At 43.1% G+C, this 13,954-nt stretch carries 14 protein-coding genes; 2 read left to right on the forward strand and 12 right to left on the reverse strand.

Annotated elements, in window-relative coordinates; genetic code table 11:
* Both CQA49_RS00130 and CQA49_RS00135 read right to left on the reverse strand, forming a co-directional pair.
* Positions 1-315, reverse strand: a complete 315-nt coding sequence (locus tag CQA49_RS00130; RefSeq protein ID WP_115573940.1) for a competence protein TfoX — start codon at positions 313-315, stop codon at positions 1-3.
* Between the two features lie 58 nt (positions 316-373).
* Positions 374-1,759 carry an NTP/NDP exchange transporter gene (locus CQA49_RS00135; protein ID WP_115573941.1) on the reverse strand — a complete coding sequence of 462 codons (1,386 nt, stop codon included), beginning with the start codon at positions 1,757-1,759 and terminating at the stop codon, positions 374-376.
* A gap of 162 nt (positions 1,760-1,921) precedes the next feature.
* Here CQA49_RS00135 and CQA49_RS00140 point away from each other — a divergent pair, with 162 nt between their 5' ends.
* The gene (locus CQA49_RS00140) at positions 1,922-2,554 is read left to right on the forward strand and encodes a superoxide dismutase (RefSeq protein WP_115573942.1); all 633 of its coding nucleotides are present in this window, start codon (positions 1,922-1,924) and stop codon (positions 2,552-2,554) included.
* A gap of 108 nt (positions 2,555-2,662) precedes the next feature.
* On the opposite strand, the gene selD is transcribed toward CQA49_RS00140, so the two are convergent.
* The 7 genes from selD to CQA49_RS09950 all read right to left on the reverse strand — a co-directional run bounded on the left by selD (position 2,663) and on the right by CQA49_RS09950 (position 10,295).
* A complete protein-coding gene (selD, locus tag CQA49_RS00145; protein ID WP_115573943.1) occupies positions 2,663-3,730 on the reverse strand; it encodes a selenide, water dikinase SelD in 1,068 nt (355 codons plus the stop codon).
* 73 nt (positions 3,731-3,803) lie between these two features.
* Complete coding sequence (locus CQA49_RS00150; RefSeq protein ID WP_115573944.1) at positions 3,804-4,097, reverse strand: DUF3240 family protein; 294 nt, start codon at positions 4,095-4,097, stop codon at positions 3,804-3,806.
* Between the two features lie 25 nt (positions 4,098-4,122).
* Positions 4,123-7,182: an efflux RND transporter permease subunit gene (locus CQA49_RS00155; protein ID WP_115573945.1), complete on the reverse strand. Its 3,060-nt coding sequence runs from the start codon at positions 7,180-7,182 to the stop codon at positions 4,123-4,125.
* A complete protein-coding gene (locus CQA49_RS00160; RefSeq protein ID WP_115573946.1) occupies positions 7,172-8,266 on the reverse strand; it encodes an efflux RND transporter periplasmic adaptor subunit in 1,095 nt (364 codons plus the stop codon). The genes CQA49_RS00155 and CQA49_RS00160 overlap by 11 nt, the downstream gene beginning before the upstream one ends.
* 13 nt (positions 8,267-8,279) lie before the next feature.
* Positions 8,280-9,611, reverse strand: coding sequence for a TolC family protein (locus CQA49_RS00165; RefSeq protein ID WP_115573947.1), 1,332 nt, complete (start codon positions 9,609-9,611; stop codon positions 8,280-8,282).
* Positions 9,612-9,639: 28 nt separating this feature from the next.
* Complete coding sequence (locus CQA49_RS00170) at positions 9,640-10,110, reverse strand: RNA pyrophosphohydrolase (RefSeq protein ID WP_115573948.1); 471 nt, start codon at positions 10,108-10,110, stop codon at positions 9,640-9,642.
* A gap of 35 nt (positions 10,111-10,145) precedes the next feature.
* The gene (locus CQA49_RS09950) at positions 10,146-10,295 is read right to left on the reverse strand and encodes a hypothetical protein (RefSeq protein ID WP_181882561.1); all 150 of its coding nucleotides are present in this window, start codon (positions 10,293-10,295) and stop codon (positions 10,146-10,148) included.
* Between the two features lie 37 nt (positions 10,296-10,332).
* Here CQA49_RS09950 and hemW point away from each other — a divergent pair, with 37 nt between their 5' ends.
* A complete protein-coding gene (gene hemW, locus CQA49_RS00175) occupies positions 10,333-11,421 on the forward strand; it encodes a radical SAM family heme chaperone HemW (protein WP_115574057.1) in 1,089 nt (362 codons plus the stop codon).
* 18 nt (positions 11,422-11,439) lie between these two features.
* On the opposite strand, the gene fliR is transcribed toward hemW, so the two are convergent.
* The 3 genes from fliR to guaB are packed head-to-tail and all read right to left on the reverse strand — an operon-like array spanning position 11,440 to position 13,949.
* Positions 11,440-12,213 (reverse strand): flagellar biosynthetic protein FliR, encoded by a 774-nt coding sequence (gene fliR, locus CQA49_RS00180; protein ID WP_115573949.1) that lies wholly within the window; start codon positions 12,211-12,213, stop codon positions 11,440-11,442.
* Between the two features lie 19 nt (positions 12,214-12,232).
* Entirely contained in the window at positions 12,233-12,511 is a 279-nt protein-coding gene (gene xseB / locus CQA49_RS00185) for an exodeoxyribonuclease VII small subunit (RefSeq protein WP_181882562.1), read from the reverse strand.
* A complete protein-coding gene (guaB, locus tag CQA49_RS00190; protein WP_115573951.1) occupies positions 12,504-13,949 on the reverse strand; it encodes an IMP dehydrogenase in 1,446 nt (481 codons plus the stop codon). The genes xseB and guaB overlap by 8 nt, the downstream gene beginning before the upstream one ends.
* Between the last annotated feature and the right edge of the window lie 5 nt (positions 13,950-13,954).

A 13,954-nucleotide genomic window follows, 5' to 3' on the forward strand; every position in this document is an offset into this window, starting at 1 on the left:
TTATAAAATCATCTCTAGGATTTGCAAAACCTCTTTCAAAGTCTCTCTATCCTCAGGATCAAGCACATACCATAACCTTGCTTTTGGGAAGGGCGGGGCTTTTTCATTATTTGCAAGCAATGCCTCAAGCTCCTTGTGCGTCTTGACAAAAAGCCTATCATCACAAAGCAAAAAGCAAGGCTTTGGCTTATCAAGCCCGTTTGAAAAATACAAGCAGTATTCTCCAAACATTTTTCTTTCGCTAAAATAAAGCCCGCTTTCACATGATTGCAAACATTCTAAGACAAAGTCCTTAAATCCCGCACTGCTCGCCATTTTCGCTCCTCTTTTTTGCTAAAAAATTGTAGCAAAATCTTAAAAAAGAGAATCCAAACTAGCGCTTTTCTTTCTCATATCTTTTTCCCAAATACCAGCCAAGTGCGCTCCACGCAAGGCTCACTCCAGCACCAACAAATAACACACCCACGACACTAACTTTTGCTATTGCGCCTTCAACCTGCGCACTTAGAGAATCCCCAGCTCGATACACCACCGTATCGATGAAATTTTTCACCTTATATTTAGATTCAGAATCTAGCGGGACAAAGAGCATTTCCCTGCCCGGGCGGATAAGCGCGTATTCACCGATACGGCGTATCGACATCACCACAGCTATTGGCAAGAAATCAAGGTAAAGAGTGAAATCCATACCAAAAATACTAAGAATATAAGGCTCAGCAGGCGGGAATGGCGTAGAATGCACAAAAGCAAGCCATACAAATCCAAACGCAATCACCACTCCAAGGCTTGAAAGCAGCCATTTAAGCCCAATATATTTCACAATGCGCGAGGTGAGGAAAAATTGTATAACAAAGCTCACGCTCTGCACAATAAAATCAATACTCGCAAATATCGAAGCGCGCATTTCTTTATAGCCTTCCATATTTTTTGGGAAAAGCTCTTCAATCACCCTGCTTTGCTCAAGGTATAAAAAAGTGCTCACACTTGTCAGAAGCAATATAAAGCCCATAAATGTCATCAAATAAGGACTTTTGATAATAAGGCTAAAGCCAGCAAGTGGATTTTTTGAACCAATGGGCTTTGAAAAACGCTCCCTTAGCGCGCCTAAAGGATTACTAGAATCATCACTTTTGCTAAGCAGCTTAAAAGTCGCGCTTACGATAAAATGCTTAAATACCAGCGCTAGGGCTAAAAGTAGCATTGAGATAAGGATAAAATTATGAATTTGTAAATTAAATTTTGTAAGCAAATTTACCGCTGAAGCACCCGCAATCCCGCCTAAACTCACACCCGCGATGATAATGCCAAAAAGCCGCTGCGAGCGCTCCTTGCTATAAAGATCCACAAGCAAACTCCACGCGCTTGAGATAATAAAAAGGCTAAAAACACTCACCCACACATAAAACACAGAACTTAGATGGATAAAATATGGGCTCGTGTCAGAAATAGCGCGCATAGCCACATAAAAGCAAAGCAAATTGAGCGTGAAAAACACAAATATGCAGTCAATGTAAAGCTTGCGCTTCACAAAGCCACTAAGCCACATTGCAAGCAATGAAAAGACAATCATCGTCACAAAAGTAGCCAAAAACAGCCATTTGAGATTTTCGCTCCCATTCTCTAACCCCAGCGCATCACGCACAGGACGCAAGATTCCATAACTTGCAAAGATTAAAAACATAAAAATAAACGAACATAAAAGCAAGACAAACTCGCCTTTTTGAAGGTTTAGCATTTTGTAAAAAGCATTTCTTAGCATTGGTGTCCTTTGAAATTTTTTTGGAATTTAACATTATAAATGCTAACACTTGGTGTCTGTCAAGGGTTTTTGCAAAATTTTCTCTTTTTGTTGTGTGAAAAATTCCACAAAAAAATCTGCTATAATTGCGCCTTTCACAACAACAACATTTAAGGAGAAAATATGTTTCAACTACGCAAATTACCTTACGAGCCTACAGAGTTTGGCGATTTTTTAAGCCCTGAGGCGTTTAGCTACCACTATGGCAAGCATCACAACACTTATATAACCAACCTTAACAATCTCATTGCAAACACTGATTTTGCAAATAAAGATTTGTTTGATATTATCCAAAGTGCGAGCGGTGGGCTTTTCAACAACGCAGCGCAAGTGTATAACCATGATTTTTATTGGGATTGCATTACGCCAAAATCAAGCGAAATGAGTGCAGAGCTTAAAAATGCGCTTGTAGAAAACTTTGGCTCGCTAGAATCTTTTAAAGAAAAATTCCTTGCTTCAAGCACCACGCTTTTTGGCTCTGGGTGGAATTGGCTTGTGCTAAATCCAAAGGACAAAAAGCTTGAAATCGTACAAACTTCTAACGCCGCTACGCCGGTGAGTGAATCTAAGATTCCATTGCTTGTGGTAGATGTGTGGGAGCATGCGTATTATATCGATCATAGAAACGCGCGCCCAGCGTATTTAGAGAAGTTTTATGCGCATATCAATTGGCATTTTGTCTCTCAAGCCTATGAATGGGGGCTTAAAAATGGTATGGAATCTGTGAGATTCTATATAAACGAGCTTCACAAATAGCACTTCTTAAATAGCACTTTTTAGCCCCATTTACTTGCAAAAATGCGTGGTAAGGGGCTAAGCTACTTATTTGACTTTCAACAAAAACTAAATTTAAGGCAGACTTTGTTAGCCCAAAATTATTGCAGATTGCTTTCTAGGGATTACTTCGCCAATGATTGCACTTGCCTCATAGCCTGCTTTGTGCAAATCACTCACAAGATTTTGCGCCTGCAAAAAAGGCAAGGCAAAAAGCAAGCCCCCGCTTGTCTGCACATCATAAAAAAGCATTTCATTTTCCACACTGCACGCAGTTTCTACAAAGCGCTCAAAACTCTCTCTATTCTTGTAACTTCCGCCCGGCACAAAGCCTTCATTTGCAAGCCTTAGCGTTTCTGGGAAAAGCGCAATATTTTGCGTGTGAAGCAAAATACTTTTTGTAAAATTTTCCTTCCCGCACATCTCAAAACAATGCCCAATAAGCCCAAAGCCCGTAATATCCGTGCAGGCGTGGATTTCATATTTATGCGCCTGCAGGCTTGCATTCCAATTTAGCATACTCAAAGAGCGCAGAAAAAAGTCTGTGTTAAATTTTTCACCAGCTTTTAGCGCAGTGCTAAGAATCCCAGAGCCAAGCGGTTTGCACAACACCAACGCATCGCTAATATGCGCGCTGTCATTGCGCCAGAGTTTGCTTTTTTGCACGATTCCATTTACACTCAAGCCATATTTCATTTCAGAATCTGCTGTGGTATGTCCACCCAAAAGCACCGCGCCGCATTCAGTGATTTTTTCAAGCCCGCCACGCAGGATTTCGCGCGCATACTTTGCCTCGACATGCGCACTATCCCACATAAAGAGATTTAGCGCACTTAGCGCCTTCCCACCACAGGCAAAAATATCGCTTAGCGAGTTTGCCGCAGCAATAGCGCCATACATGTAAGGATCATCAACAATTGGTGTGATAAAATCCACGCTTGAAAGCAAAATAGGCTCATCTGCGCTTGTCAAATCTGTGCTATCATCTTGAATCTGCCCCATTTGCGCGCGGTTTTTAGCCAAAGTGCGCTCTTGTGAAAGGATATTTTCAAGCCTTAAAGCACCGCAATCCTCACTTGTTTCAAAACCGATAAGTAGATTCTCATTCTTTGGCTGGTGAAGCGCGCAAGTGATTTGTTTGAGATCCTCCGGACCCACTTTAGCCGCTCAGCCAGCGCAAGAGACAAATTGCGTTAGTTTGGGATTTTCTTGCATACCACTCCTTAAAAGTCTAAAGCTCAAAGCGCTCTAATCGCGCCTTGAAAAGCTTAATATCCTCTGTCCCAAAGGCTTGCAAGAATTTGTTTGCTAAGAATTTCGCACGCTCATCATTTAAGCAGATTCTAAAAAGTCCATATTCTTGCCTCCCGCTCACCTGTTCCTTGGGGCTTGTAAGCAATGAGCTAGAAGCATATTTAGAGCATTTGTGATAAAAAAAATCATCAAATCCATCTTCTAGCAACATATCCACGAGAGAATCTTTTAAATTATGCTTGAAATAAATTTCTAAAATAAGCTCTTCCATTTTCCCTCCTTTGCTTTAAAAAGCGCTATACAACATGAAACTTGCGCGCGACAAATCTAAAAAGCGGTGGCAACATCACAAGCGTAAGGAAGCTAGAAGTCACAAGCCCGCCTAAAACCACAATCGCCAAAGGCTTTTGCACCTCACTTCCCACACCGCTTGAAAGAAGCATCGGCACAAGCCCAAGCCCCGCGATACACGCCGTCATCAATACCGGGCGCAATCTTCGTTTCGCGCCTATCACCACGCATTCATCTAAGCTCATACCTTGCTTTAAAAGTTGCAAAAAGTAGCCAATCATCACCACGCCATTTAACACCGCGATACCAAAAAGCGCGATAAAGCCAACAGAAGCTGGCACAGAGATATACTCCCCAGAGATGAAAAGCGATATAAGCCCACCTGTCACGGCAAATGGGATATTGAGCAAAATTAAAAGCGCCAAAGGAATGGATTTGAAAGTGAAAAACAAAATAAAGAAAATCGCCAAAATGCTAAGTGGGATAACAGTCGCAAAGCGCTTGTTTGCGCGCTGTTGATTCTCAAACTGCCCGCCATAAACAATGCTATATCCATCAGGTAAGCTCACTTCCGCAGCGATGCGCTCTTGCGCCTCTTGCACGAAGCTTCCTAAGTCGCGATTGCGCACATTTGTGCGCACGACATTATAGCGCTGTGCGCCCTCGCGCTGCACTTGCACTGGTCCATCGACTTCTCTAATATCCGCAATCGAGCTAATAGGCGTTGGTGCGCCATTTTGCGAACTCATCTCAAGACTTTTTAGCTTTGTAATATCGCTTGCGATTTCTTTATTTTGGCGGATAATGACGGGGATTCTAGCGATTCCTTGCGGGATATATTCCACCATCACACCTTCAAGCGAGCTTTTCATAAAGCGCGCAAACTCATCGCTTGAAATGCCTGTGTTTGCCATAATTGCAGAATGTGGCGTGATATGAAGGTAACTTACACCTTGATTAAGCGTTGTAAAAGTCTCTTCGGCGCCTTGAATACTTTTTAGAATCTCCACAATTTGCGCACTTAGTTCATTGAGCTCATCAATTTCCACGCCAAAAATCTTAATCGCCAAATCCCCGCGCACACCTGTAAGCATTTCTGAGATTCTCATATCAATTGGCTGTAAAATCGCAAGGTTCGCGCCTTTGATATCTTGCAATACCTCGCGAATTTGACTACGAATCTCGTCCAAATCCTTTGCCTGCCATGTATCTTGCGGCTTAAAAGAAATAAAAGCATCAGATTGATTTGGACCTGATGGATCAAGCCCCACTTCATCAGAGCCTATGCGCGTCACCACACTTTTGATATCTGGCACGCGCGCCAAAAGCTCGCGTTGCAAGATAAGCATCAATTCCTTGCTCTGCTCTAGCGAAATAGATGGCGGACTTTCGACATTGATGACGATATCGCCCTCATTGAGCGTAGGCATAAAGGCACTTCCGATAAATGGAAAAAGCGAAAAGCTAAGGAACAAAAAGGCTATCGCGCTTAAAAACACGACTTTGAAGCGCTTGAGCGAAAAATTGAGAATAGGTTCATACATTTTGTGGAGGAATCTTGTCAGCATCGTTTCTTTGTGATCTTTGACTTTCAGCACAAAAGAGCTGATAACTGGAATAACCGTCATTGAAAGGATAAGCGAGCCAAGGAGCGCAAAAACAATGGTTTGTGCTAAGGGAATAAAAAACTTGCCTTCCAATCCCTGTAAAGTAAGAATAGGCACAAAGAAAATGATGATGATGAGAATCCCGCTAAACACCGAGACAGAAATTTCATTGCACGCGCGATAGACGCTGTGAAGCTTTGGCGCGTTTTTGTTAAAACTTAGGCGCTCAAAGGCATTTTCCACCATCACCACCGCGGAATCCACTAAGATTCCAATAGCAATTGCTAGCCCGCCTAAGCTCATGAGGTTTGCGGAGATTCCATATTGTCGCATCATCACAAACGCCACAGAAATCGCCAGCGGTAAAATCACGCTCACCGCCACCGCCGCGCGCACATCGCCTAGGAACAAAAAGAGCGTGATAACAATGAGAATCACCGCTTCGCTTAGCACTTTAATGACATTATTTACCGCTTTTTGTGTAAGCTCGGATCTATCATAAAACACACGCAATTCCACACCTTCAGGGAGATTTGGCTTGAGCTCTTCCATTTTTTTCTTAATCTCTACAATCGCATCGCGTGCATTTGCACCTTTGAGCGAAAGCACAAGCCCTTGCGTCGTCTCGCCCACACCATCAATCACCACAAGTCCTAAGCGCGTCATGTGAGATTCTATCACATCGCAGAAGTTACCAACCTTGACATAACCCGTTTTTGTGATAACAGGGATTTCTTTAATTTTATCAATGCTAAGCGAAGCGGTTTGAATCTTTACCAAAAATGTCTGTCCGTCCCTATCCACGCGCCCAGCGCCATCGTTTTTGAGATTTGCGCTCAACGCCTCTTCAAGGTGAGAAATACTAATGCCAAGGCGCGCCATATTATCAAAATCTGGCACCACCGCAATAGCGCGCGCATAGCCACCTAGGCGATTGACATCTGCCACGCCTTTGGTGTTTCTAAGAATGGGGCGAATGGTAAAATCAAGCAATTGACGCTTTTCAACCTCACTAATATTGCCCTCAATGGTAAACATAAACATATCGCTAAGCGGCGTTACAATCGGCGCTAGCCCGCCACTTACTTCGGAGGGCAAATCCGCCATCGCCATTGTGAGCTTTTCATTCACCATATTACGCGCAAGGTAGATATCTGTGCCATCGTTAAAATCGATGGTAATGTCTGCGATTCCATATTTTGAAAGGCTACGCAGGGATTTTTGATTAGGCAAGCCCAAAAGCTCTAGCTCTAGCGGGCGCACGACACGATTTTCCACTTCCTCTGGCGCCATACCCGGGGCTTTGAGGATTATCTTTACTTGCGTGGAAGAAATATCTGGGAAAGCATCAACAGGAATGGTAAAAAAGCTATACCCGCCAAAAAACACCAACGCAAGCGCGCAGATAATCACCATCAAACGCTGGCGCAGGGAAAATTCAATAATCTTAGTGAGCATGCCCGCCGCCTTCACTTGTGCCTAAGCCACTTAGCATACCTTGCAAGATGATGATTGAGCCTGTGGCGATTTGCATATTTGGCTTTAGCACACCTTTTTTGATAGCAAAGCTATTGTCGCGCTCCTCAGTTACTTCTATTTTCATTGGTAAAAATCCATTCTTTGTGCGTACAAAGGTTACATAGTCATTGCCTATTTTTAGCACCGCGGATGATGGGATAAGCATGCTGTTTTCTGGCAAGCCCCCGCCGATATACACTTCGACTAGCTCGCCGACTTTGAAGTCATTTGCTGTGATTTTGGCAGTGGCTAAAATCGTGTTGGTGTCTTTATCAATCACCACAGAAATGGTATCAATAAAGCCTATTTCCTTGCCTTTTTCATCATACAGCACATCGCCTTTTTCAATCGTGTGGGCTAAATGCACCGGCACGCGTATGCGCCCGAGCAAATCGCTATTTTTAAGCGAGATTCTCACATAAGGCGTAAAAGCATTGATTTTCTGTCCGCTTTGGCGTGGCGCGACTGAAAGCACCCCGCTAGCCTTTGCCACAATTGGGAATCCATACTGCCCTTGCTTGCCAGATTCCATAAATGCCTTACTCACGCCTAGCAAATCAAGCTTTGCAAAGGTTTCGTTGTATTTGAGCTTAAGCTCATTCATCGTAAGGTAGCTTAGCTGATACTCGCGCTTTGAGATGACACCGCTTTCATAGAGCATCTTATCTTTTGCCTCATTTTCAGAGGCGATTTTTAGCCTATCGCGCGTGTTTTTAAACTCAAAAAACAGCGTGCTAAGCTCATTTGAGCTAATATCGCAAATCAAATCGCCCTTTTTGACATACTCGCCCTCGCGCTTATAGATATTCACCACCACCGTCTCAAAGCTCGAGCTCTGCGCCACAGAAGTTTTATCATCAAAGTCAATGAGCGCATTAAAGGGCATTCCTTTAGAATCGATATCCTTGCTACTGACGCTAATGACTTTTATCCCATTTGTTCTAATTTCAGATTCACTAATAATAATTTCATCATATCCCCACAAACAGGCACATAGCAGGTAAAATATCGCAAGTTTTCTCATCATTTCTCCTTCTTTATTTTTGCGCTTTTTGATCTTGTGAGTGAGGAAGTGCCAGCACAAGCGCCAAGCTCTCTTCAAGCAAAGCTAAGGTGTTGGCATAATCCTTTTTCGCCTCGATTGTTGTAATCATAGAATCTAGATGGTTGTTTTTTGTTGTGAGATATTCAAAAACGCTCGTTTTTCCCGCTTCATAGCCGATACGGCTAATCTCTGCAAGCGCGCGTTTATTCTCCTCATCACTCCTTGCAAGCGCGATTGCATTGCGTTTGAGTTCTAATTGCGAAAGGAAAGAAAGCGCATTACTCTGCAAGCTTTCTTGCAAAATCTCACTTTCGCGCAATGAGCCGCTTTGCAAGGCTAAATACATTGCTTTTTGGTTGCCATATTTTGTAGTAAGTGGGAATGGGATTTTTAGCTTCACGCCCGCACCTGTGGTAGATTCCGCCACACTTGCACCCACGCCAATTTCTACAGAATCAAAGCGACTCCTTGAAGCAAACTTCGCGCTATTGCTATAATCCTCTATATCCAAACCCACTATTTCAAGGTAGAGCGAGTTTTTGAGGTATTCTTTTACATCCTCTTGCTTCAAGTTTAGGTAGGTAAATTCCAGATTCTCCACCACAATATCATCACTCTCTCCAACTATACCCAGCGCGACTTTGAGCGCATTGAGCGTATTTGCGAGAATCTTCTTGCTATTTTGCACCAAAAACTGCACGCTTAGATAATCGCTCTTAAAAAAGAGATACTGCGATTTTGAGATTCTCCCCGCGTTGTAGCGCACTTCAGCGATGTCAAGCTGTTCTTTAGCATTTTTTAGCCTGTCCTCAAAAACGCTTAACTGCTCCTTTTGCGCGAGATATTCCAAATACAAACGCTTTGAACTAATGATGCTTAGGCGCTTTGTAAGCTCGTAACTTTTATCTTGACGCTTTTGGCGCGTTTGATACATTTGCGAAAGGATGCTACTCACCCACGGCAGGCGCGGTGCAAGCATCAAATACACTTCACTCTCTAGCTCTTTCCCGCCACTTGGCGAGCTTGTTTGCTGCGTTTGCAAATCAATATATGGGCTATTCCACGCCCTTTGCGCCTTGCCCTCATACACAAGCGCCTTCCCATAGGCTTTTGACTTTGCAAGCGCGATTGAGTTATGCTCGATTCTTTGGATGAATTCATCCACCGACATAACGCTTGGATTTTTCGCCTGCGTTGTGCTTGGGGCTTGCTTAGCGTTATTTGGTGTGGTGAGATTTTGATTTTTCTTTGGATTCTGAAGTTTTTGAGAATCCGCACCAAAAGCCACCATGCTAAAAAGTAATAAAAAATAAAAAAGTTTCATTGTTTTGTGATTTGCGCCTTAAAATTATTTATAAGAATCCCTCTTGTTTAAAGTATCTTAAAATATTTTTATAAACATTCTTCTTAAAATGCGTCACATGCTGGAAAATTTCTTGATACGCGACAAATTTATACGCGTCAAACTCCGGCTCTAGTGTGCTTAGATTGATTTTTGCTTGAGGCTTTAGGCGGACGAGAAAATACTTTTGAATCTGCCCATCAAAAGGATACATTTTTTTGCTTATCGTTTCTGGGAAGTCGTATTTTATCCACTCTGGGCATTCTGAAAGGATTTCAACTTCGCTTGTGCCGATCTCTTCTTGCAATTCCCTAAAGAGCGCATCTTTTGGATCTTCGCCCTCATCAATCCCACCTTGCGGGAATTGCCACGCACCTTTAATATCATTGCGCTGGGCGATAAAATACTCGCAAACATTTGGATACCTTGGCGAAAGTATCACAGCTGCGACATTTGGACGATATTTTTTCTCACTCATTATGCTGCCTTCAAAAGTGGGCTTGTTATAAAATTTGGTTAAGATTCCATTCCATCCATTGTATCGTCTCGCGGGAGTAAATCCCGCTTCGCCTCCGCTTCGCGTTCATACTCAAGTTTTTTTGGCTGATAAGATTGCGAGATTTTTTGGCGTTGGTTGGAATCTAAGATTCTTGCAAAAAATTGCAACGATTATAACAAATTTTTTTCACAAAAAAGGATTTTCTTGCTTTTGTATATTCATATTCCATTTTGTGCGAGCAAATGTGGCTACTGCGCGTTTAATTCCTATGTCGGCGAAAAAAACCTCCACAAGCCCTACATTGACGCGCTTTGTAAGGATTTAAAACATTCTTTAAGCGCGCAAAATTACCCCAAAATCTCTAGCGTCTTTTTTGGTGGTGGCACGCCAAACTTGCTAGATTCTGCGCTTTTTGAGCCTGTGTTTGAAATTTTTATGCCACATATTCAAAAAAATTGTGAAATCACAATGGAAGGCAATGTTAATCTCCTTTCTCCCTCGTGGTGTGCGCATATGCGGTCCCTTGGGGTAAATCGCCTAAGCATTGGCGTGCAGAGTTTTTTAGAATCCAAGCTTAAATTTTTAGAGCGCGAACACTCACAAAAAGATATTTTCAAAGCCTTTGATTTTGCGCTAGGTGCGGGATTTGAAAATTTGAGCTGTGATATTATCACAGGCACGCCACAAGATTGTGAACTTTCCTTAGAATCTGAATTTCAAAACCTTGCAAAGCTCCCATTACAGCATATTTCAGCTTATAGTTTAAGCATTGATGAAGGCTCGCGATTTGCCAAAAACACTGCCAAAGCACGCTCTTTGCCTCCGCAAGATTTAAGCACCCTTGTGCGCGCGCATTTGCAAGCGCTAGGATTTAGCCAATATGAAGTCTCAAATTATGCAAAAAATGAGAATTTTTGCAGGCATAATTTGGGTTATTGGGAAGCTAAGGAATACATAGGGTGCGGGGCTGGGGCGTTTTCGCGCGTTGGAAGTGAGCGCACAAATGCGCTTAAAGGACTCAAAGAATATATAACAAATCCACATTTTAGGGAAGTCGAGCCTTTAAGTGCGGAAGATTTGCGCACAGAAGAGATTATGCTAGGGCTTAGGTGCAAAAGTGGCGTGCGCGTGGAATTGTTAGATTCTAAAAAATGCGCAGACTTACTAGAATCTAACAAGGCGCATATCCAAACGCGTGATTTCCCCACACAAACAAACGCGCAGGCAAAGCGTGATTTTCTTGTTTCAAATGACTTTTTCCTTGCAGATTCTCTAGCACTTTATTTATTGTAATATCTAAAGCGTCATTAATCAAAGCTTTAAGAGCTCGCTAACAGCAAGAAGTGCGTCGTTTAGCTCGCTTTTAAAATGTGTAAAAATCGATGGAATAGCAATGATGAGCACCACAAAGGCAATGGCGATTTTCACTGGGAATCCGATAGCTAGGAGGTTGAACTGCGGGTGCGTTTTCATAATCATACCAAAAATGATATCCGAAAAAAGGATAATCGCTAAAATCGGAAAAGCCATACAAAAGCCCACCACAAAGAGATTCCCAAAGGCTTTGACAAAATATCCCACACTTTTGCCATCAAAAATAAAACTTCCCAAAGGGACAGAATCTAGGCTATGTGCCACAAGCATAAAAACCACATGATGAAAATCTAACCCCAGCGCAAGTAATATCGCAAGCAGGCTTAAAAGCTGCGCGACAATGGGCTTTTGCGTGCCAGAGACAGGATCATACGCGCTTGCCATCGTAAGCCCCATCGAAAAGCTAATCATCTCCCCGCTAAAACTCACCATACTAAACACAATCTGCAAGCAAAGCCCCGCCAAAAAGCCCAGCATAAGCTCAAAAAGCCCCGCTATCATAAGCTCAATAAGTGTGATTTGCCCGAGATTATAATGCGCGATTGGGAAAAAAATAAGTGCCATAAAAAAAATCATCGCGCCTCGGATACTCGGGGAAATAAGTTGATTTTCAAAAAATGGAAAAAACGCAAACACGCCCGCAAAACGCATAATAAGGAGCAAAAATGTCAGCACACTCGCTTCGTTGGTGAGATAAGGGACTATTTGCATAAGCGCGCTTCAAAGCCCTTTAAGAGCTTGATTTGGTTGGATTTTGAAGTGTTTCATATTCAAGCTTTGCAGATTCCAAAAGCTTTTGAGCTTGGAAAAGCATCGTAGCACCTTGCTTATAAAGCGCAAGAGAATCTTTTAGGCTGATATCTTGGCTATTTAGCTGATTTAGCACTTCGCGCGTGGATTCTAAAAGCTCTTCAAAACTTTGAGAATCTGCGCTATTTTGAGAATCTAGCTCTTGTGAAGGCGTAGTTTGCGAAGGCGCGCTTTTAGCTTGAAACAAATCACTAGCCATGGTAGTTTGGCGCCTCTTTGGTAATATCGACATCATGCACATGAGATTCTTTTAGCCCTGCGGTGGTGATTTCTACAATCTGCGCATTTTGTTGCAATGTCGGAATATCCTTGCTTCCCAAATAGCCCATAGATGAGCAAAGCCCGCCGATGAGCTGATGCACGACATCGCCCACTTTCCCGCGATATGGCACACGCCCTTCAATGCCTTCTGGCACGAGTTTATCCTGCGCTGTGCCCTCTTGGAAATACCTATCCGCGCTTCCTTTTGTCATCGCGCCGATGCTTCCCATACCGCGATAGCTCTTATACTGCCTGCCTTGGTAAATCATCAAATCACCCGGCGACTCCTCTGTGCCTGCCAAAAGCGAGCCTATCATAACGCTTGTAGCACCTACTGCTAAGGCTTTTGCGATATCGCCAGAATATTTTATCCCGCCATCGGCGATAATTGGGATTCCGCTTTTTTGCGCTTCATTCGCGCAACCTTCAATCGCGCTCACCTGTGGCATTCCCACACCCGCAACAATGCGCGTGGTGCAAATACTGCCCGGTCCTATGCCGACTTTTATCCCATCTGCACCAGAATCTATCAAATCCCTTGTCGCACGCGCGGTGACGACATTCCCCACGATGACATCAACACTTAGCTTACTTTTAATCTCTTTAAGCGTTTTTATGACATTGAGCGAGTGTCCATGCGCAGAGTCTAGCACAAGCACATCTACGCCCGCATCTACAAGCGCGCTCGCCCTATCAAACTGAAACACGCCAACCGCCGCGCCCACGCGCAAACGCCCAAAATCATCTTTATTAGAATCTGGATATTCTATGCGCTTTTGGATATCCTTAATTGTGATAAGCCCCTTTAGCGTGTCGTTTTTATCGACAATGGGAAGCTTTTCGATTCTATGTTTATGCATGATTTCGCGCGCCTGCTCCAAAGTCGTGCCAACTTCAGCTGTGATAAGCGGGGCTTTTGTCATCACATCGCCGACTTTTTTATTAAGGTTTGTTTCAAAGCGCACATCGCGATTTGTTAGAATTCCAATAAGTTTGCCATAGCTATCAACCACCGGCACGCCAGAGATTTTATAATTATCCGTAATCTCCTTTGCCTCTGCAAGTGTGGCGTCTGCGAGAATATAGATAGGATCGACTATCACGCCACTTTCACTTTTTTTCACCTTTTTGACTTGCTCGACTTGAGATTCTATATCCATATTTTTGTGGATTATCCCAATGCCCCCAAGGCGCGCCATCGCAATAGCTGTGCGGTATTCTGTCACCGTGTCCATCGCAGCAGAGATAATGGGGATATTGAGCGAGATATTTTTGCTTAAACGCGTCTTTAAACTCACCTCTTTAGGCAATACTTCAGAATACGAAGGGACAAGCAGTATATCCTCAAAAGTGAGCGCTTTTTGTAAGATTTTCATTCTCT

This window comes from Helicobacter sp. MIT 00-7814 (assembly GCF_003364115.1).
In the GTDB taxonomy this organism is placed as follows: domain Bacteria; phylum Campylobacterota; class Campylobacteria; order Campylobacterales; family Helicobacteraceae; genus Helicobacter_F.